Source organism: Pseudoalteromonas sp. NFXS39, assembly GCF_040148775.1.
In the GTDB taxonomy this organism is placed as follows: Bacteria; Pseudomonadota; Gammaproteobacteria; order Enterobacterales; family Alteromonadaceae; genus Pseudoalteromonas; species Pseudoalteromonas apostichopi.
The window spans coordinates 285,785-307,020 of the sequence record NZ_JAGDEC010000006.1; the positions used below are offsets into that span (position 1 = coordinate 285,785).

Here is a 21,236-nt window from a genome sequence, read left to right on the forward strand (position 1 = left end):
CAATGTTTAATGTTTGAGCTATAAAGGTAGCAGCTGTTCTGCATTTTCACTTTATATATTTACTTAGATAATGGATTTGCAAAATCAGGTCTAGGTAGCTTTTCAAGAATGGCGTATAAATAAATCACGACTAGGCATAACCCTCCCGCAACAAAGAACAAGGTTGGACCACCGTAATAATCTAAAATTAAGCCACCACCGAGCGGTGCAAAAGCAAAACCTAAATCATAAAACGAAGCTGCGCCAAAGTACGTACCACGAAGGTGTGATGGCGCGAGTCTATCAAGGTGAACATTCATAGTCGGAAATAAAATAGTCTCAGCCAAGCTCATGACCACTATCGCACCTATCCAGCCCCAGAACAGGTCTATCGGATTGAGTGCCAACCAAAATTGCGACCCCATTAAAAGTACCAAACCGATTTGAATACGCACTGTTAAGTTAAATCGCGCCATCATTCTCAATAGCAAAAATTGACTTGAAATAATCACCATCGCATTGGTAAAAATCAGCGCAGAAATCAATGCAAGTAAATCAGGAGCTTCTGCACGAGTCAGGTATTGTATTAGTGAACTATCCATTTGCGCGTAAATAAACATGCACAAAATATTGGCTAAAATTAAACATTGCAACAGCTTATCAGCAAACAAAATGCGCAATAATTGCTGGCCCTTTATTTCTGGACTTTTAGTTTCAACCTCGTCGGCTGCGGCGCTGTTTTTTGACGCTTTATCACTAACATTGAAACCCCAAACAAGTAGTACTAACAAGATAGCAAATGCGCCTGCGGTAATATAAAAACTTGACTGCTCGCCTGTTAAACCCAGCCATACGCCTGCTAATGGACCAACCGCACAACCCACATTAACAATAAAATACAGCGATTGCATGGCAAGCTCACGAGTTGCAGCATCGTCAATAATATCACCAATTGCAGCGCTGGTTAATGGCCGCCAAAGCGCGGTAGCAATCGAACATAAGGTCATCACAATCACATAGCCTGCCACTGTTTCAACCTCAGCCAACAACGAGAAAGAAATGATATACAACACGCCTGTAATATACATCAGTGTATGACGACCGACTTTATCTGAAAGGCTGCTGCCAATAAAGCTGGTGAACACTGAAATTATGGCAGCACTGGAAAGCACCAAACCGACCTCTGTCGCCGTTAAAGCAAATTTTTCGTACAAGATAACTGCTAGAAATGGCCAAACCATATAATAGCTGCCACGGGTAATAAACGAGCCGAATAAGAAGATCCACATAAGAGAAGGAAACTGCTTAAAGCGCGCTAAAGAGATATCCGAATTCATTGTTTTAATTTTTATATTAATAATTAAAACACTATACAGGAGGTGAACCTGTCATGGGTATTTAATCTAAATCTAGTTTGTAACACCGTATTTACTGGCTAAAAACTCAACTTAATCATAAATACTGTAAATTGAACCCGAAACACCTTAATCTAAATAAGAATAATTATTGATTGTATTTTTAATTTCTGTAGTATACCCGTCGTTCCTTAAAAGGATAACCAACAAAAAGAACTGGAAATCTACAATGAAATCAATAAAACCAAGTTTACTGGCCCTTGCCATAGCAACACATTTTTCAGCCTCAGCTGACGACGCTAAGCCTAAACAAGATATGGAACGCTTAGTTATTACAGCAACCGGCTTTGAGCAAAAAGTTACTGAAGCACCTGCAAGTATTTCAATTATCACTAATGAAGATATTAAGTCTCACGCCTTCACCTCAGTGCTTGATGCTGTGCAGTATTTAGAAGGTATCGACATTGGCACAACCCGTGATAAAACAGGCCAAGGCAGTGTGAGTATGCGTGGTTTAACAGGCGAGTACACCCTGTTACTTATTGATGGTAAACGCCAAAATAATCATGGCGATATTTACCCAAACAATTTTGGAGGCAACGCGTTTAACCACGTACCGCCTGTCGATGCCATTGAGCGTGTCGAAGTTATCCGCGGCCCTGCATCAACCCTTTATGGTGCTGATGCGCTTGGCGGTGTAATTAATATCATCACTAAAAAGCATACTGATAGCTGGAGCGGTGCTGTTTCATTTAGCCGCTCATTACAACAAAACGATGATTTTGGTGATGACATTACCACTGACTTTAGTGTGATGGGGCCGCTGATCAAAGACGTATTAAGCTTAGGCGTACGCGGTAGTGTTTACGAGCAACAGGCATCATCACCGACATTTGAACCAGCTACCGACCCTAATGGCGTTGTTCATGTTCGCTCTTTAGGTTTTGGTAGTGGTGGGCGTACTGTTGATAACACTAATGAGCAGTATGGTATTACCCTAACTTATACCCCGTTTGATTCTCATCATTTACGCTTTGATTATGATAACTCAAGTCAAGTGTACGACAACACACCAAGCTACAACATTGAATCAGGCACCATTACTTACCCACTTGGCACAAAAGATAATATTGAATCTATTTGGCAAGATCGTCGTGGCCAAGTAAACCCGCGCGCAGGCTATGCTGCAGACCAAGAGTTTGATCGTGAATGGTGGTCACTAAGTTACGATGGAGAGCTTAACTGGGCAACGGTGAAGGCCTCTGTTTCATATGTTGATACGCAAAACAATGGCCGTACTTTACCGCTAAGTGTAAGCGAACGATTAGAGCTGCAAGCTATGTACGATGGTACTGGCGAATACGAGGGAATGGACGAGCAAGCACGTAAAGACTTAGCTGAAGAAACTTTCTTACCACGCCCTACTCGCCCGTTAGAAAGCAGCCAATATACGTATGATTTACGCTTTGATATTCCTATCACTGGCAGCTTTGGTAGCCATAACCTTGCAATTGGTGGCCAGCTTATCGATGGTGAGTTAAAAGACGGTGTATTTGGCCTTGAAAGTGACCAAGCAGGTCAAGTGCAAGAGCAAAACATGTACTCGCTATTTGCCGAAGATAACTGGATGGCAACTGACAACTTTACCTTTACATTAGGCGCTCGTTACGATGACCATGATGTATTTGGCAGCCAAGTATCACCACGCGTTTATGGTGTATACAACATATCAGACACTTGGACGATAAAAGGGGGTGTCAGTACGGGTTATAAAACACCTCAAACAACTGACCTTTACGACGGTATCACCGGATTTGGTGGTCAAGGCACAAGCCCATTTGCGGGTAACCCAGATTTAGAACCTGAAACAAGTGTGAACTCAGAAGTTGCACTTTACTGGACTTCGCTTGATGGTGATCACAACATTAATGTGACTTACTACAACACCAAGTTTGAAGACAAAATTGCCCGCGGCGATACTATTTTAAGCTGTGAGCAAACTAATGATGTGCGCCCATGTGTGAACCTAGGTCAGTACGATCAGCTTGGCTACGATAGCTACAGCCAAAAGATCAATATCGACGAAGTAGACTTGCAAGGTGTTGAAATTGCAGGTCAATACACTATCACTAAAACAGTGTCTGTTAACGGTAACTACACGTGGACTGATAGCGAACAAAAGAGCGGTCCTGAAGAAGGTCAACCATTAACTAACTCAGCTGAGCACATGGCAAACCTTACCCTAAACTGGGAAGCGACTGACTTTATGAACCTATACCTACAAGGTGTATATCGTTCAGACCGTTATCGCGGTTGGGATAACGTGCACGACAAAGCACTGTACTACAAAAACTACAACCTACTTAATTTAGGGGCGCAGTTCTATGTAAATGAGTATGTGCAAATCAATGCCCGTGTGAACAACCTATTAGACGAAGATTTCACCTCTTATAGCACGAGCTATACCGACCTAAATGGCGATGGTGAATATGAGTACCTAACAGGTCGTGGTGTAGTTAGCGAAGTAACATTCACAGACGACTACAACGTTAAAGATAAAGGCCGTAACTTCTGGATTGGCGTTACCGCTTACTTCTAAACTCCCTGAAAATAGGCAGCACGTAGTTAGATGCTGTCTATTTTTCCTACTGTCACTAAACTGCCAACTTCACCTACTATGCTGATGATACCTGCGTAAGCTTATTTGTCAGTCTATGGAACATACCCTTACAGCCAGCGGTATCAGTATTAGTTATCAAGATGAAGGCGATAAAAATGCGCCGGTGATCATCTTAATTATTGGCTTAGGTGCTCAATTTACCGTTTGGCCAGAGTCGCTTTACTTTGGCTTGGTCGAAAAAGGCTTTCGGGTTATTCGTTTTGATAATCGCGATGCAGGGCTATCCACATCGTTAGATGAGTTAGGTAAGCCAAGTCTTGTAAAGCACTGGCTTAGCCGCCGATTACCCATTCGTGCAAAGCTGCCCTATTCGCTCGATGATATGGCTCGCGACGTAAAAGAGTTAATGGATGCTCTTAATATCAAAAAAGCACATTTAGTGGGTGCTTCTATGGGTGGTATGATTGCCCAAATTGCCGCAGCAAAATATAAAAAGCGCGTGCTGAGCTTAACCTCTATTATGTCGAGTAGTTCGCCCTTATCGTTTTCGGGTTCAAACATAAACCTACTAGTAAAGCTTGCAAAAATACGCCCCCGAAGCAGTAATAAGGAAGCCGCGATTGATTACAATGTTAGGCTAAACCAACTCATTGGCAGCCCAGCCTACCCACAAGATGAACACGCTTTATACGCCAACGCCGAGCGTTATATAGCGCGTGCCCACACTAATCAAACAGGTTTTAAACGTCAGCTTGCAGCCATTGCCGCAACACCTTATCGCGAGCAACTTTTAAAGAAGATTAAAGCCCCGACGTTAGTGATCCACGGCAGTGCTGATCCTGTCATGCCATTGTCTGCTGGTATCAACACCGCACTGTTAATAAAGCGCAGCAAATTAAGAGTCGTGCCCGGTATGGGCCATGACTTTCCGCCCGCTTTAATGAAAAAAATGACTAAATGGATTGCTAAACACGCACATAAAGTCAGTGCCAAAAAAGCCGCTAAAAATAAAGCTCTCAACACTTAAAGTCGCTAATTTTGGCTGTGCTGATGAGCACTTACTCATATAGGGTTTTCTATTATTCATTAATGATAAATTAGAGTCATAAAAAAGCCACTTTGCAGTGGCTTTTCAAAATAGGCTTTAACTAAACACTAAACTGATGCCATGGGCCTGTTATAGCGAGTGTTTTTGAAGGTGAGTAAACATTCACAAACAAAGTGCTTCCATCTGGTGAGAAACAGGCACCTGCCAGCTCGGTTTGCGCAACTAAACGGGCAAAATTATAAACTTGGCCTTGCGGTGTAACACCACGAAGATGATTATCAACCACATCAGTGTATTGGTCTTCACACACAATTAAATGACCATTAGGTGACACAGTAAGGTTATCGCCAAAGTTGTAGAAGGTTTTGCTGGTACTTTCTACAAACAACGAGATTTTACCTGGTTGCTCTGCTTCTTTTGCCGTGCCTTCAAACTCTGATGGCTGATATTTCATAACCTGACCAAGTTGCTTTTTACCGCCATTGGTACAGCAAAAATAAAGCTCTTTATCACCCCAGTGAATACCTTCACCACGGGCAAATAATGCCGCACCTTGTTTGTAACCGCGTAGGCGTAAGTCATCCTTCGGGCTTTCTGGGTTATCTAGATTGACCCACTCAACCTCTAGTTCTTGATGTAACACCATGGCTTTGTTATTCCAGTTACGGCTATCAAATTGTGGCTTACCTTTCACCATCATAGCCTGTAATTGCCCGCCTTTGTGTAGCTTGCCATATTCATTTGGAATAAATCGATAAAAGACGCTATCACCTTTGTCTTCGGTTAGATAAACAATACCTGTGCGCGGATCAACAGCAGCCGCTTCATGGTTAAATCGACCCATGGCTTTTAATGGCTCAGGTTTGATTAAGCCTTTGCTATTTGCGGGTACTTCAAAAATATAACCATGGTCTTGGTTAAATCCATCAGCTTTAGTATCAGTGGTTTCTTCACAGGTAAGCCACGAACCCCATGGCGTGATACCACCAGAGCAGTTACGAATTGTGCCGACCAATGACAGATATTCTTGCTCTTTTTGATGGGTTTTTAAGTTATAAACTATATGACTTGTACCACCAGGTAACGCCACACCGTCACTGTTGGTATCAAAAGCCAAGGGCGTTTTATGGTTGGCAATACTTGCTTCGGCTTTCGCTAAATCTTTTGGTTTTAACTCATGGTTTCGCACTAATGCGACGCGGTCATTACCAAGTGCTAGGCAGCCCATACCATCAGCTTTATCAGGTACCGTAAATCCATCAGACATTTTCTCACCGAGGCTTGAAACGACTTGATAACTAAAGCCCTCTGGTAAATCGAGCAATTTATCTGGATCAGGAATTAACGGGCCAAAGCCGACAGCCGTTGTTTTTAAATCTCCTAACGACACCTTACCTATGGCACTTTTTGATAATCCTAAAAAGGCTATTGTGCCCGCCCCTACTAAAAATTCTCGACGTGAAACCATGTTAACTCCAAGCTAAAAACCAGCTTTATCATACAAATAAAAAAGGCATTATAAAGCAATGAAACGATAAAAAGTTACATTATCACAATATTCACGAAATTGTCATAAAGCTTCTTATACCTGATAGTACCCCGCAGCATTAAAAACAATTGATCTACGCTTGATATAATTGCGAATAATTTATAATCTCATGATGCTTTTATCATACAAGTAAACCGCTTAAACTAAGACTTAATGTATTTCTAAGAAACAACTATGTTACTAAAATCAAAAACATTTATTGCATTCTCATTGGCGCTTTTAAGCTTTAGCCAACACGCCTTTAGCTTGCAGTTTGGCAGTAAAGTCGACAGTGACAAACTCATTAAAATTTCGACGGTTATGGCCACGCCAGACGATTACCTAGCAAGTCCAATTACTGTAGAAGGGACTATCACAGGGGTTTGCGAAAAACGTGGTTGCTGGATGACGCTTGCATCAGACAAACGCTTTGAAAACTTACGTATCAAAGTTGAAGATGGCGACATGGTATTCCCGATGACGGCTAAAGGTAGTAAAGCTATCGTAACCGGTAAGCTCGATAAAATTCAGCTTAGTCTTGGCCGCACTAAAACGCTACTTGCTCACAAAGCGCAGCAAGCCGGCGAAAGCTTTGATGCAAATTCAGTGACTGAAGCCATTGCTATTTATCAGCTCGTTCCGAGCGGAGTTGAAATCATTGAGTAACAAATCAAGTATCAACTGGTTTAAGTTAAACAGAAACTTACACCGCGATATTGGTTATTTTTGTGTTGGTTTAGTGATTATCTTTGCGGTTTCTGGCATTGCAGTAAACCACAAAGATGATTGGAACCCAAACTACAAAGTAAGCCACCAGCAAATCAGTGTGAGCGATGAAACTTGGCAATTAGATAATGACGAGTTGTTGATTGAGCAAATTATCTCCCATGCTGATGTAAGCGAGCCGGTAAAAGCCTCTTACTGGGTATCGCCGCAAGAGTTTAAGGTATTTTTAAAAAACGGTAACAACCTCAGCCTTAAACTCAATAAAGATATCATAAGCTATGAAGCCATTGAGCCTCGTCATGTATTTCAAGCATTTAACCGCTTACACTTGAACGAGACAAACGCTTCGTGGGTTATTTTTTCTGATATTTTTGCTGGGCTGCTGCTGTTTTTAGCAATCAGCGGCTTGTTTATGCTCAAAGGTAAAAATAGCCCATGGGGCAGCCGCTCAGTATTAGTCATCAGCGGTATGCTGCTCCCAGCAGCTTATGTATTTTTATAAACTAAAGTTCCTGTTGCCATTCTAGCAAACAGCGATGGCAACATTATTTTCAATTAATTTAATCCTCACCCACTTTTTGACACAGCTTTTTTAAAATAACTATTCGCAGAATCCTCACTTTGCTTAAGCATTTTATAGCAGCTCAAAGTGTGTTTACTTAGCTCTTAAAACCTCTCACCTACCTATTATAGTTTTCTTAAATGATGGCTTTATTGCTTTTATTTGTGAGCATTTTCATCGAAAAAGCAAAAGAACGCTGCTAAACAGAACCTAAAAAAGGGACTAATTTAGTTATAATTTATGACTTAATTACAATTATTTATTACTAGATAAACTTAAAAATAAAACACCTTTAACCTATAAAAGGTAATTAAATTGTAAAGTAAATTAATGATTTATTATTATTGATATTGATAATCACTATCATTACGATCCCGATTCAAATTAACCGAGAAGGAATTGAGTCGTGAATCAATTAGCCCCCGTGCTTAATGCTCATTCATCAATAAACGTTGATGAACAGCCCCATGCGTTTATTTTTAACGAAAATAATTTACTCAAATATGAGATGGCTTCAATGCAAACAATGTCGCTCATCCATCAAGCACTGCGTTCTGCAAAACAAGTTCATTCTGGCGTCTGCCACAAAGAGCTCAGTAAACAAATAGCCAGAGTAGAACTAAATCAACCTCTCAATAACGTTGAGCAAGCGCTAAATGAAGTAAAATCGTTGTATTTAGATCATGCTGTCTACTTTCATCATCCAAAATATGTTGCCCATCTAAACTGCCCCGTTGCTTACCCCGCGGTGATAGCCGAACAGTTATTAACTGCTATAAATTCTTCGTTAGACACCTGGGACCAAAGTGCTGGCGGGACGCTCATTGAGCAAAAGTTAATTGACTGGAGTATCGAACGCATTGGCTTAAGTGCTGCTGCCGATGGCATATTCACAAGTGGCGGCAGTCAATCTAATTTAATGGCATTGTTACTTGCTAGAGACCATGCAGCAGAGCGCTTATCAGGGCACCTTATTCGCGATTTTGGTTTAGGTCCAGATGCTCATCGCTACCGTATTTTTTGCTCTGAAGTCAGCCATTTTAGTATTCAAAAGTCAGCCGCTTTACTGGGCCTTGGCTATAACGCGGTTGTTCCTGTTGCTGTTGATAAAGAGTTTAAAATAGACCTAGCCGCACTTGATGCAGCAATTGATGAATGCAAAGCACAAGGCAATATTCCGATAGCGCTTGTTGCTACCGCAGGCACAACTGACTTTGGTTCAATAGACCCTATCGATAAGCTAAAAACGCGTTGCACTGCTGATAATTTATGGCTTCATGTCGATGCAGCTTATGGCTGTGGACTACTTGCCGCTGATGATCACCGTCACTTACTCAATGGCATTGAACAGGCTGACTCGGTGACGTTAGATTACCACAAATCATTCTTACAACCTGTCAGTAGCAGTGCATTTATTGTTGCTGATAAAAAACAATTTAAACATTTAACTCATCATGCTGATTATTTAAATCCGTTTAACGACAACCCACAAGCAGCGCCAAACCTTGTTGATAAAAGCATTCAAACTACTCGCCGTTTTGATGCCTTAAAACTTTGGCTAACTTTACGCATTATGGGCCACGAACAGATTGGCAAAGTGTTTTCTTCTGTTATGGCATTAGCCCGTAGTAGTTATGTGGCACTCAAACAAGACTCTGAATTTGAGCTAATTCATCAACCTGAACTGAGTACCTTAGTGTTTCGCTTTAACGATAAAAACCTCAGTGATGAGCAATTAAACCTGCTTAATTATCAAATTAAAGATGAGCTATTCAAACAAGGTGAGTGTGCCATTGCTCGCACCAAATTCAGAGGCATCAACTACTTAAAGTTCACGTTACTTAACCCAAATACACAGATTGAAGACATTAAAAGTATTGCAGCTGATATTAAAGCCTGCGCCTACAACATCAAGGCACGTCTAAAAGTAGAGGAAACTAGCTATGAATAAAGTATACGATTTAATTGCTGTAGGTCTTGGTCCGTTTAACCTCAGTTTGGCATGTTTAGCTGAGCCAATTGAAAAACTTGATTCGTTATTTTTAGAACAACGTGATGAATTTAATTGGCATCCAGGGCTGATGCTCGATGGCGTTACATTACAAACACCGTTTATGTCGGATTTAGTTACATTGGCAGATCCCACTAATCCATACAGCTTTTTAAACTATGCGAAACAACAAGGTAAGCTGTATCAGTTTTATATTCGAGAAAGTTTCTTTTTACTGCGCGAGCAATACAACCAGTATTGCCAATGGGCAGCAAGCCAATTAAGTAACATACAATTTGGTCATAAAGTCATTCATAGCCAATTTGATCACACCAAGCAGCTCTATGTACTCACTGTCGAATCAGCAAAGCAAACTAAAACGCTTTATTGTCGTCACTTGGTACTGGGCACGGGTCCCTCGCCTTATTATCCACCCGCTGTTCAGGCTGAAGATACACAGCTCTGCCATGCCACTGAATATTTGTATAAACGGGATGAATTAGTAAATAGCAAGAGCATCACTGTGATTGGCTCAGGGCAAAGTGCTGCTGAAGTATTTTATGATTTGTTGTGTGACATTAAACAGCATAACTACCAACTCAATTGGGTAACGCGAGCGCCGCGTTTCTTTCCTCTTGAATACACGAAACTCACGCTAGAAATGACCTCTCCTGAATATGTTGATTACTTTTATAACCTAGAACAGACCACCAAACAGGAGTTACTAGCCAAGCAACGTAATTTATACAAAGGCATCAACTCAGAGTTAATTAATCAGATTTATGATCAGCTCTATCAACTTGATATTCAAGGGGTAAACCGCGCAAGGTTATTGACCAACAGCGAGCTCATTAAAAAACAAGGCAGTAAGTTAGTTTTTAGACACAGTGAACAGCAGGCTGAATTTAGCTTACATAGTAATCAGGTCATCATGGCTACGGGCTTTAGTTATCAGCTACCCGATTTTCTAAGTGGCTTAATGAGCGAAATAAATTGGCTAGATAACGGGTGCTTTGCTGTTGAGCGAAATTATAGTATCGACAAGCTGCAAAGGTTGTTTGTACAAAATGCTGAGCTACACAGTCATGGTTTTGTAACGCCAGATCTAGGCATGGCCTGCTATAGAAACAGCCATATTCTGCGCTCAATCTTAGGTTATGCCCCCTACCCTGTTGAAACGCAAATTGCCTTTCAAGAGTTTGGTTTACCCGATGTTGTCAACGAAAAACAGAAGCAAATAGCATGAAACGACCCGCATTAAAATCAAGCTTAGTGCTGCTGACGATTATTTCTGTTGTTTGCGACACCATGATTTTGCCCTTTTACCCGCAGTTTTTTAGTGCCCAATTTGGTTTGCAATCAAGTAATCACATTGGTGCCTATATCGCTGTTTGCTGCATCACCGTGATGTGTGCTTTCCCTGTATGGGCGAAAATAGCGCAGCACGTGCACGAACTGTATTTATGGGTGATCACCCAAATAATTGCAGGGCTATTGGGTGTTGCGTGCTTTTACAGCGAAAACGTATGGAGCTTTTGGCTGCTATCACAGCTCATGCTGATATTTAAAGCAAGTTACCTGCTTATTTATCCCTTTGTTCTAAGTATCGAAGAAAAACAACAGCACCTCGGTGTCGTTGCTTTATTTAGCGTGCTTTTACACTTTGGCGGTATTGGCGGTGCTTTATTAGGTGGCTTGATCATCCAAAGTATTGAGCCGCGCTTTTTATATTTAGTGATGGCTGCAGGTGACTGCTTACAGGTTATGCTCTGCTTGTATTTAATTTACTTATTGAATGTAAGCTACAAGCCACGGGAATTAACCGCATCATCAGTAAAACGACAGCGTTTCCCTAGCTACATTATTCGCTTAGGGGTTATATCTATGGGCGTGTACTTCAGCATGTTCTTAGCAACGCCATACTTTACGTTACTTTGGCAACAAGTAAGCGAATTCAGTAATGCACTTTTAGCTGGTGCTGTGTTTGCAATCCCTGCTTGGGTTGCGCTTGTCATTTTGATTACAACCAAAAACAAAGCCGCAACCAATAAGCACAGTAAAACAATCGCATATGCACTTGTATTAAGCAGTATCGGCCTATTTATACAACTTAGCTCACACTGGCAATTGCTTGTGTTCGGCCGTGTTGTATTTGCTATTGGGCTATTTTTACTGACCGTACGTCTACAAGTCATGTTGTTTGCAATGAGCGAACCACGTTTTTACTCAAGCGACTTTGCCAAGCTTCATTTTATGCAAAATATCGGCGTCATCTGCGCCTCATTTTTAGCGGGAGATTTAGTATCTCGCTTTGAACTTAACACGCCACTACTGACGGGCTCTGTCGGCTTTGCCATCACTTTATGTTTGTTTTATCTGCTTTTTTTACGCAACAAACATACCTCAACAGACCCTATTCACAGTTATTAATTTTTAAGAGAACACGACTATGAAAAACATCATTGAAACTCATATCAAGCATGCTTTGCTTGGTGATGTAAAAATCAGAACATTAAGCCCTGAACACGATCTAACAACGATTACCCCTTGGCTTAAGCATTCTCAAGCTCAGTTTTGGGGAGCAATGGAACATTCACCCGAAGAAATTTTAGAATTTTATACAACACTCAATAAAGATGAGGCTCAACAAGCCTATTTGCTTGAAATAAACCAAACACCGATTGCTTTAATTGAGATTTACAAACCACAAATACTAAAACTTGAGAACCACCTAGCGCTTAAAAATGGCGATTTAGGCATGCATATTTTACTCGCTCCAAAGCAGTTCTCTGTGGCGGGGTTTAGCCTTGCTGTTATGCAGTCGGTGTTAGAGTTTATGTTTAATACTCTCTCATGTGAGCGAGTGATTGTGGAGCCAGATATAGCCAATCATAAAATTCACCACCTTAACTTAAAGGCAGGTTTCAGCCATCATAAAGTTATAAATTTAGGTGAGAAAACCGCATTATTTGGTAGTTTAGAAAAAGATCACTTTAATTACTTACAGCACCTTTCGTCTCGCTTCGACACTTCACAGCAAGGTCCCGCAGTGCAACAAGCAACGCCATCTTGCAGTAGCTCACATCTAGACCAACAAGCGTGGCAATACGCAAACCGTTTACTGATTGCCAAAATGCTCAGTGAGTTTTATCACGAACGACTATTTAGCTACGACAGTGAAAAACCAAACCATTACGTGTTGCATACCATGGGTGGGCAAAGCTATCAGTTTAAAGGTGAATCAATGCTGCTTAATCACCTACAAGTAGATCCAAATAGCATTACTAAAATGGCGCTTAACCACAGCCAGCCATTAGACGCTATCGCGTTTGTACTTGAGTGTAATGACAAGTTAAACATAGACAAATCAATGCTTGGCACCTATCTCGAAGAACTCGCGAGCACACTCAGTGGATTTGCATTTAAATTTAAAAATAATCGCTATAACGCTCAGCAATTAGCAGACGCAGATTTTCAGCTGATCGAAACCCAAATGACCATGGGTCACCCAAGCTTTATTGCCAACAATGGCCGCATTGGTTTTAACTCACAAGACTTTCACCAATATACCCCAGAAGCCGCAAACCCATTTCAAATAATATGGCTTGCGTGCCACAAACAGCATACCACCTTTAAAAGTACCGATGATTATAAATACGAGAGCTTGATAGCCGATGAGCTTGATGTAGCTGAGCGTTTGCGCTTTGAAAAAGCACTAACTGAGCAAGGTTTAAAGCCAAGTGACTATCTGTTATTTCCTATGCACCCATGGCAGTGGTTCAACAAATTAGTCCATGTTTATAGCTATCATATCTCGCAAAAACACATTGTGTGCTTAGGCTACTCGCAAGATAGTTATTTACCGCAGCAATCAATTCGTACCCTATATAACATCAGCAAACCACACAAATGCTATGTTAAAACCGCCTTATCGATTTTAAATATGGGCTTTATGCGGGGCTTATCGAGCGCCTATATGAAAGTAACTCCGGCAATAAATCAATGGTTGTTCGACTTAGTAAACCAAGATAGCTATTTAAAATCACTGAAGTTTCAACCTTTAAGAGAAGTCGCAACCCTTGGCTTTGATGAGCAGTATTACACTCATCCTGCGCTTGGCGATAACCCTTATAAGAAAATGATGGCGGCTCTTTGGCGTGAAAATCCCGCTCAATACATGGACGAGAATGAAAGCCTTGCCACTATGGCAAGTCTGCTTCATATCGATAGCGAAGGCCGATCATTTGTGAGTGCTAAAATTGCCAAATCGGGGCTAAGTGCTGAGCAGTGGCTAGCCCACTACTTACAGGCTTATATGACACCATTGCTACATTGTTTTTATCAGTATGATTTAGTCTTTATGCCACATGGTGAAAACCTCATAGTTCGATTTAACAATCATGTTCCGGTAGGCGTATTCATTAAAGACATTGGTGAAGAAATTGCCTTATTAAATAGTAACATTGAGCTGAATGATGAAATAAAGCGGATTAAGGTAACCATTCCAGAAGGCGTTGCCGTGTTGTCTATTTTTACTGACATTTTCGATTGCTTCTTCCGCTACCTTTCGGCAATTTTAGTAACTGATGGCCTACTGACCGAACAACAATTTTGGCAAGCCGTCGCCGATACAATTGTTCAGTATCAGGCGAATCATCCTTCACTCAAAGACAAGTTTGCTGAGCATGATTTATTTGCTGAGTCATTCCCATTGTCTTGCTTAAACCGCTTACAGCTGCGTAACAATCAACAAATGGTTGATATTACCGACCCAGCTTCAAGCTTGCAGTATGCAGGTGATTTGCAAAACCCTTTGGCGCAATATGCACTTACAAACACAACAGCATAATAATCTTGAGTTAGCCTTACGTCAGCAGTGCTCACTGCTGACGTTCTTAACTCCAACAAACGATGAACAATGGTTTAGCAGTCAATGTTTAACTAGCAAGCAATTAACCGATTTGGCTAACGCTATAAAATTAAGAGGAGCAAATGTTACTGAGGGATATGTCGCAATCAATCTCTACTTACAACTGAACTGGCAAGTTATTTACTTATTAGTAGCCTGTGTAGAGCACCTTGGTTGCATTCCTGATCTGGTCAATATTAAGCAGCGGATAACGGGCTCACATATTTATGGTTTGGCTAATTTAAATATCATGGCTCAACAAGACTCTTTTAATAATGCAGATTTGATTGAACTGGCAGCCAATCACTTAATTGACCACCAGCAAGCTTGGTATAATAACGTGCCATTGCAGTACAGGCTAAATGAAGGATTATTAAAACGTTTACAAAGTGATACTTTCCACGCAGCATTAATAGCTTGCTGGCCAGACAAATCGATAAAATTTATAGCAAAGCGTTTTCAAACTTGGCAAAAGCTATGTGGTAAACATCGCTTTAGTGATCAAAACAATAAGCTAACATTTATGCGTAAAACCTGCTGCTTACACTACCAACTTGTAGCCGCAGATTATTGCGCTAACTGCCCGTTAAACAAAAAAGGCACTAGCCATTGCTAATGCCTTTTCTCGAACAGCCGAACCTAGAACCTAAATTCAAAGTTTACATTTGCTGCAGTCTCACTTTCACTACGATCAAACCAATTCATCGATTTATAGACCGCCTCACCTGTAATGGCGAACCAATGTGTGAATGCATACTCAAGAGCAATGCTGACACCGGCATTGTGGCCGTCGTAATCAGCGCTAAAATCAAGGCATTGCTCTGGCGTATCACTACATGCTCGAGTTAACATAGCCCCTTCTTCGCTGGCAAGATAATACATCTGCGTATAATCAACATCGATAGAGCCTTTTTGATAAAAGACACTGCCATATAACAAGGCTTTTGAGCTTAAACGGTAACCTGAAATAAGTGCAATATCATAGGTATCGTGCGACAAATCCCAATCATAGGTATCGTCATCGTAATTACCCGCTAATAGTGGACCATACCCCGAATCTTTACTGCGAATATAGCCAAGGCTAACCGCCATAGAGAGGTTTTTCTCGGCGGCAGACTCTAAAGGGCTGCCATAAAACTGATGCTTAATAGCGTATTTTTCATAATCATGATCGCCGCCAATACCTGCACCTAGGCTAAGCTCCGTCGAATAACCTAAGGTCATACTCATCGAAGTAGTTAACGCGGTACTCGTTGATGTGCTCTCACTGGTATCTTTAGCAATAATCTTGCTTGTATCAGAACCAACGGTTGCACGAAAATGAAAGGGGTCACTGTTGATCTCGGGGCTCTCAAAGCGGGCCATCGATACACCTGTTTCGGTTGTAGATTGACAGCCAGCTAATAAACCTAAAGCTATAAACGCCAAAAGAGGCTTTAACGTTTTCACTTAATTTCCTTATAAATTATTATTTTAACGCGAAGATTCTAGACTAAGGCCTGGTAGCTCGCAATAAATTAATAACAAAAAAGGTACAAACTCTATATTAAGCGCGTTCATCCTTGGGTGATTCCATCACGACATGAGTTGTAATGGTTCTTACTTGTGGGATAGAGCCAAGTACATCAGCATGAAACGCTTTATAGGACTTAAGATCTGCTGTTTCAATTCTCAGCAAATATTCAAACGAGCCAGTTACATTGTGGCACTCTTTTACTTCATCAATAAACTCAAGAGCTTGTTCGAATGCTCGCTGAGATATTGTTGAGTGCTCATTTAAACCAACCCCAACATAAGCGATAAATCCTAGGCCAACAGCCTGATTATTAATAACCGCTCGATACCCCGCAATAACCCCAAGCTTTTCTAATTCTTGCACTCTACGAAGGCATGCTGATGGCGATAAACCCACTTTTTCTGCCAGCTCTGCATTGGCAATTCGGCCATTGCGCTTAAGCTCGCGCAATATTCTATCGTTAATTTTGTCTTTTTTCATTCTTGATTGTGAATTTCAAATATCAATAACAATATTAAGCGCAATAATTGTGCATATTACAACTTATAATTGCATCATAATTTAAATGGAGAAATAGTAATGAGTTTTGAAATTTTAACAGCCTTGGCATTATTTGCGTTGGTGTCATCAATTACCCCAGGACCGAATAACTTAATGTTGATGAGCTCAGGTGCTAACTTTGGCTTTAAAAGAACCATGCCACACTTACTTGGTGTGACGTTTGGCTTTATGTTTATGCTGGTTTTGGTGGGCCTTGGCATCATGCAGCTATTTGATTTGTTTCCACCAAGCTATTTGATATTAAAAGTATTTTGCATTGCTTACTTACTCTATCTGGCGTTTAAAATTGCCACAAGTAATGCACAACAAAAAGCCAGTAGTGAAAGTAAACCACTTACTTTTATTCAGGCTGCACTATTTCAATGGGTGAACCCAAAAGCGTGGGCAATGGCGTTAAGCGCGGTTAGTTTGTATGCCCCAGACAAAAACCTCACCTCAGTGTTAATAGTAAGCCTTGTATTTGGCTTAATTAACCTGCCATGCGTCAGCTCATGGACTTTACTTGGCGAAAAGCTTCAACATTTGCTTGCCAGCCCAAAGCGCTTGAAAGCATTTAACTACCTAATGGCAATACTATTAATCGCTTCAGTGATGTTTAGTTTGTTTTGATTTGGGCAAGCTTTGCTTGGCTTATTTTTCACATGGCACTAAAAAATCAACATGGTAATGCTCATCATGTCGTACCCAAGATGGTCTAGTCGAAAACTGGATGTGCTTTTTAAATCATCTGCATACTTGGTTTTATAAAGCCCTGCAGGGTTGGGTCAAAGGTCACCCGCCAAAGATCGTAACCTTTTGCTGTTGCCGATGTATGCAGCTCAACAATATGAGCTGCTAAAGCGGTGTAATCATCCTTAAACTGTTCAAACTGGCCTTGTTCATAAAATTCAATGTCGTAGCCAAAACGATTGAAAACGAGAGTTGGCAAATGAACGGATTGCCCCTTTTCGTTAACAACATATGTCATAAAATCAATAGACAAACCATTTTGATGGGTCTTGTACGGGCTAAATTTACCGCCATTTTCTAAGCCCGTTTCAGCGTATTTGTATCGTTTATCTGAATGGGATTTCTGGAGCGTTTGGTAAGCATCAACAATGATGTTTTTTACCTGCGAATGAACATACGTACGCCCTACCAGCTCAGCCACTTTGCTGTAACTGGTAAAGTTATCGCCATTGCTTGGCAGTTTTACTGCATTACGTACATAGCCATTGGCAGTAACCACATAAACTGTTAGCCATAGCCGACTGAGAGCTAATTAATAAGACTACAACTAAACACGTTTATGCGGCAAAAAATAACGGTCGAAACCAAATTAAAATAAACGCTTAAAGCATACTCTTTAAGGTCGCGTCTTTATCTATGAAATGATGCTTAAGCGCCGCTAAAATATGGATTGAAAGGGCCGCTGATAACAAATAGCCAGATAAAATATGAATTTGCCAGCCAAAATCGCTTAACCAAGCATTAAACGCAACGGCCTGACCCGTTTCATTGTAATTACTAGCAATTAATTGCCACGAAAAAACAGCAATACCAAAACCGCCAAAACCACTATAAAAAGCACCTGACAGTAACATTACAGCTAGCAAGATTAGCAAGCCCCAATGATAAAAATGAAGCCACTTAGTTAAGCTCGATTGTATGGCAGATTGAAACGGCTGATAGAGCCTATAAACTATCCTTAATAACCAGATGATAGCAATGAGCACCGCGATTGATTTATGCCAATGATACAAGCTGTAATCAGTCACCCAGGTCATGTAGTAACCCAACACAAGTACGCTCAGAATTAATATCGCACTTAGCCAGTGCAAAATCTTATGTGTTTTCTGTGTCTTTTTTGTCATGAACTTTATCCTTAAAAACTATATTCATGACTTAATAGTAAAGATTAAGCTTTTGTTTTAAATAAGATTGTGACGAAAGCCATCATTCTGTGACGAATGCACTCGACTCACTTAATACATTTGCTAGAGCAGGCTTAAAAGTTTTGCTAACAGGAATGCAAAACCCTAGTTTCATCTGTAAAGTTGCATTTGCTTTATGAAGATTAAAATCTTCAATGTGGGCTAAGTTTACAAGGTAGCTGCGATGCACTTGCTTGAATTCATAGCAAGGCAAGTGAGCTTGGCTGTTTTTGATGGTATCTCTTTTTAAAAAGCATTCAGATAATGTTTGTATTTCGACATAGTTGCCTGCAGCTTTAATAAATAATATTGATTCTGGAGAAAGTCTCTTAACAACCCCTTTGTGGTTTATTTCAATATACTTAGGTGGACCTTTCTCTGGCTTATCTTGCTTCGCTTGTGGCAAAAACGACATGCTGCATAATCGCCACAACGCCAAAACTAAGCAACACGCTATTAAGTACTTTGGTAAAAGCTGGATAAATGACGCTGCAATTGCATAACCATAAAAAGAGTAATCAATAAAAATACGTAAGATCACCAATGAACAAATAGCAACTGTGCACGCGATAATAAAAACAAATAAGTTATTACGGACTCTGCCTTTTAAATCAACAAAAGCCACCAATGCAATATTTAAAGCACATAAAGCCCCCCACTCTTTGAACCAAAAAACCTGTGAGTCCATAAACTGATATTGGCCTCCTGCAGTTAAATGGCGCCAAAAAAAGCAATATACATTAAATAAAATAAAAAAAGCCCCCCATAAAAAAGCCGCTTTTTGCCAAAGTTTTGTTAATTGCTGCCAGTATTTATAAATAATCATAGCCACTCCATTTGAATCATAAAAGATAGCAAAAATAAGTACTTCCTTATAAAGGCTTTTTAATTATATGTTAAAGCTTGTTAGTTCATACAAAAGCTCTCTGGTAAATTCAAGCTAGGCCACTATAATTAGTTCGAGCTTATAATAAAATTGCAATATGTAGTGCTATGTCTTTAAAAGTATTATTAAATTTTAAATTAAACTGGGTGTTTTTGTGCGCCTGTTTTTGGCTTTTTGCTCTGCCAATTCAGGCCAAATATGTGGTGGCTGTTGTGGGTAAAACCAAGAACGATAGCTTTTATCAGCAAGCCTTTCGTGGTTGTGAGCAATTTGCAAAACAACATCTCGATTTTGAATGTATTTACGACGGCCCTAAAGACTTTCAAGATATTCGCACCCAAGTGTTAGTGATCACCGACCTCATTCGTAGAAACAATATTAGTGGTTTATTAATCGCAACCACAGACTCTAATTATCTTGTTGCAAGAGCTCTTAAACAGCTTAAAGATAACAACATTCCTGTAATTACTTTTGACTCTGATCTGCTCGAAGAAGATCAGCAATATCGTTTAGCCTATGTAGGTACTAATAATTTTGATTATGGTGTTGCGTTAGGCAACGAATTAAAAAAATTTACTAACAAAACAACCAACCAAGTGTGTATTCAGTCAGGGCATTCAACGACACCTAATTTAAACAAGCGTATTGAAGGTGTGCGCTATGCATTATCAGGGCAAAAAGATAAACGTTTAAGCGGTGAAAATGGCTGGAGTGAGTTTGATCGCTGCCCTTTGTATAGCTTAGGCAAGCGAGAGGTATCCCTCGGCCAGCTCGACAAACTTCTTAACCTCGAAAACCCACCACTATTTTTAGCTGTAGCAGGTTTTGCCCAATTTAACCCTAACTATGCAAACGTAATTGCTAAACATAAACAGCGCATTGCTAATCAAGAGGTAGTGATCGTTTCTGCCGATACAGAGCAAATGCAATTAGACATATTAAAGCAAGGATTATCATCGGCTAACATTGGTCAAAACCCATTTGAAATGGGCCGCCTGTCTGCTGAATTGATGTATCAGTACCTAACTAAAGGTGAGCGACCCGCTAAGTCTCACTATTATTTAGACTTTCACTATTGCCAGCAAAGTAATGCTGGTACTTGCACCGTTAATCACTAAAACTTTGATCTCACTAAAGTGCAATTAACTAGATAAGGACTAGACTTACAACAACTTGATTAATTGAAAGGATTTAGCAATGACACACCTAGTTAGTGATTTGATGACGCCAGACCCGTTTGCTATTAGTGCACAAAATACCCTGCATGATGCTCATAACCTAATGAAAGAGAAGAATGTCCGTCATATCCCAGTGATCAATGAGCACGGTGGTTTAGTTGGCATGTTAACGCAAAAAATCATGATTGCTCAGGTAATGAATATCATGGCTAATTACAGCGCCAGCGCCCTTGAACGCAAAGAAAAACAAACCAAAGTAGTTGATATCATGGCTACCGATTTTACCAGTATCTCGCCAGAGCAACCGTTGCATGACGTCGCTAAGTTCTTTGTCGAAAATCGCCACGGCTGCATGCCTGTAGTTGATAAAGATAACAACTTAGTGGGAATTCTAACCTCATCTGACTTTGTTCGCTTAGCAGCAGCACTACTCTCTTAAGCCGTTAAATTTAAACTTATATCTGC

At 40.5% G+C, this 21,236-nt stretch carries 19 protein-coding genes; 12 read left to right on the forward strand and 7 right to left on the reverse strand.

Annotated features, from left to right (window positions below; all coding sequences use genetic code 11):
* Positions 1-59: 59 nt before the first annotated feature.
* Complete coding sequence (locus J3455_RS13340; protein ID WP_349561899.1) at positions 60-1,316, reverse strand: MFS transporter; 1,257 nt, start codon at positions 1,314-1,316, stop codon at positions 60-62.
* A 247-nt stretch (positions 1,317-1,563) separates the two neighbouring features.
* Between J3455_RS13340 and J3455_RS13345 the strand changes: the two genes are divergently transcribed.
* On the forward strand, positions 1,564-3,933 hold the full coding sequence (locus tag J3455_RS13345; RefSeq protein WP_167658037.1) for a TonB-dependent receptor domain-containing protein: 2,370 nt from the start codon (positions 1,564-1,566) through the stop codon (positions 3,931-3,933).
* A 115-nt stretch (positions 3,934-4,048) separates the two neighbouring features.
* Entirely contained in the window at positions 4,049-4,981 is a 933-nt protein-coding gene (locus J3455_RS13350) for an alpha/beta fold hydrolase (RefSeq protein WP_130050914.1), read from the forward strand.
* 121 nt (positions 4,982-5,102) lie between these two features.
* Here the strand turns inward: J3455_RS13350 and J3455_RS13355 are convergent, their stop codons facing one another.
* Positions 5,103-6,470: an alkaline phosphatase PhoX gene (locus J3455_RS13355; protein ID WP_167658038.1), complete on the reverse strand. Its 1,368-nt coding sequence runs from the start codon at positions 6,468-6,470 to the stop codon at positions 5,103-5,105.
* 255 nt (positions 6,471-6,725) lie between these two features.
* On the opposite strand from J3455_RS13355, the gene J3455_RS13360 reads away from it, so the two are divergent.
* The 7 genes from J3455_RS13360 (at position 6,726) to J3455_RS13390 (ending at position 15,333) form a co-directional block, all read left to right on the forward strand.
* Positions 6,726-7,196, forward strand: coding sequence for a DUF4920 domain-containing protein (locus tag J3455_RS13360; RefSeq protein WP_349561901.1), 471 nt, complete (start codon positions 6,726-6,728; stop codon positions 7,194-7,196).
* Entirely contained in the window at positions 7,189-7,758 is a 570-nt protein-coding gene (locus tag J3455_RS13365) for a PepSY-associated TM helix domain-containing protein (protein WP_349561902.1), read from the forward strand. Before J3455_RS13360 ends, J3455_RS13365 begins: the two co-directional genes overlap by 8 nt.
* A gap of 466 nt (positions 7,759-8,224) precedes the next feature.
* A complete protein-coding gene (locus tag J3455_RS13370) occupies positions 8,225-9,769 on the forward strand; it encodes a pyridoxal phosphate-dependent decarboxylase family protein (RefSeq protein ID WP_349561904.1) in 1,545 nt (514 codons plus the stop codon).
* Entirely contained in the window at positions 9,762-11,054 is a 1,293-nt protein-coding gene (locus J3455_RS13375; protein WP_256854650.1) for a lysine N(6)-hydroxylase/L-ornithine N(5)-oxygenase family protein, read from the forward strand. Before J3455_RS13370 ends, J3455_RS13375 begins: the two co-directional genes overlap by 8 nt.
* Positions 11,051-12,238, forward strand: coding sequence for an MFS transporter (locus J3455_RS13380; RefSeq protein WP_167658042.1), 1,188 nt, complete (start codon positions 11,051-11,053; stop codon positions 12,236-12,238). Before J3455_RS13375 ends, J3455_RS13380 begins: the two co-directional genes overlap by 4 nt.
* 19 nt (positions 12,239-12,257) lie before the next feature.
* Positions 12,258-14,657 (forward strand): GNAT family N-acetyltransferase, encoded by a 2,400-nt coding sequence (locus J3455_RS13385; RefSeq protein ID WP_349561905.1) that lies wholly within the window; start codon positions 12,258-12,260, stop codon positions 14,655-14,657.
* A complete protein-coding gene (locus J3455_RS13390) occupies positions 14,632-15,333 on the forward strand; it encodes a (2Fe-2S)-binding protein (protein WP_349561907.1) in 702 nt (233 codons plus the stop codon). Before J3455_RS13385 ends, J3455_RS13390 begins: the two co-directional genes overlap by 26 nt.
* 23 nt (positions 15,334-15,356) lie before the next feature.
* Here the strand turns inward: J3455_RS13390 and J3455_RS13395 are convergent, their stop codons facing one another.
* The gene (locus tag J3455_RS13395) at positions 15,357-16,166 is read right to left on the reverse strand and encodes a hypothetical protein (RefSeq protein ID WP_349561908.1); all 810 of its coding nucleotides are present in this window, start codon (positions 16,164-16,166) and stop codon (positions 15,357-15,359) included.
* Between the two features lie 97 nt (positions 16,167-16,263).
* The gene (locus J3455_RS13400; RefSeq protein WP_167658046.1) at positions 16,264-16,713 is read right to left on the reverse strand and encodes an Lrp/AsnC family transcriptional regulator; all 450 of its coding nucleotides are present in this window, start codon (positions 16,711-16,713) and stop codon (positions 16,264-16,266) included.
* 99 nt (positions 16,714-16,812) lie between these two features.
* Between J3455_RS13400 and J3455_RS13405 the strand changes: the two genes are divergently transcribed.
* On the forward strand, positions 16,813-17,403 hold the full coding sequence (locus J3455_RS13405; RefSeq protein ID WP_130050908.1) for a LysE family translocator: 591 nt from the start codon (positions 16,813-16,815) through the stop codon (positions 17,401-17,403).
* Positions 17,404-17,512: 109 nt separating this feature from the next.
* Here J3455_RS13405 and J3455_RS13410 read toward each other — a convergent pair whose 3' ends face one another.
* The 3 genes from J3455_RS13410 to J3455_RS13420 all read right to left on the reverse strand — a co-directional run bounded on the left by J3455_RS13410 (position 17,513) and on the right by J3455_RS13420 (position 19,533).
* Positions 17,513-18,022, reverse strand: coding sequence for a replication initiation protein (locus J3455_RS13410; RefSeq protein ID WP_349561909.1), 510 nt, complete (start codon positions 18,020-18,022; stop codon positions 17,513-17,515).
* A gap of 103 nt (positions 18,023-18,125) precedes the next feature.
* Positions 18,126-18,647, reverse strand: a complete 522-nt coding sequence (locus J3455_RS13415) for a cytochrome b (protein WP_239977397.1) — start codon at positions 18,645-18,647, stop codon at positions 18,126-18,128.
* A gap of 82 nt (positions 18,648-18,729) precedes the next feature.
* Positions 18,730-19,533 (reverse strand): LytR/AlgR family response regulator transcription factor, encoded by an 804-nt coding sequence (locus J3455_RS13420; protein WP_178927270.1) that lies wholly within the window; start codon positions 19,531-19,533, stop codon positions 18,730-18,732.
* 167 nt (positions 19,534-19,700) lie between these two features.
* Here J3455_RS13420 and J3455_RS13425 point away from each other — a divergent pair, with 167 nt between their 5' ends.
* Together J3455_RS13425 and J3455_RS13430 are read left to right on the forward strand one after the other, a co-directional pair.
* On the forward strand, positions 19,701-20,711 hold the full coding sequence (locus J3455_RS13425) for a substrate-binding domain-containing protein (RefSeq protein WP_256854655.1): 1,011 nt from the start codon (positions 19,701-19,703) through the stop codon (positions 20,709-20,711).
* A 79-nt stretch (positions 20,712-20,790) separates the two neighbouring features.
* Positions 20,791-21,210, forward strand: coding sequence for a CBS domain-containing protein (locus tag J3455_RS13430; RefSeq protein WP_130050904.1), 420 nt, complete (start codon positions 20,791-20,793; stop codon positions 21,208-21,210).
* Positions 21,211-21,236: the final 26 nt, after the last annotated feature.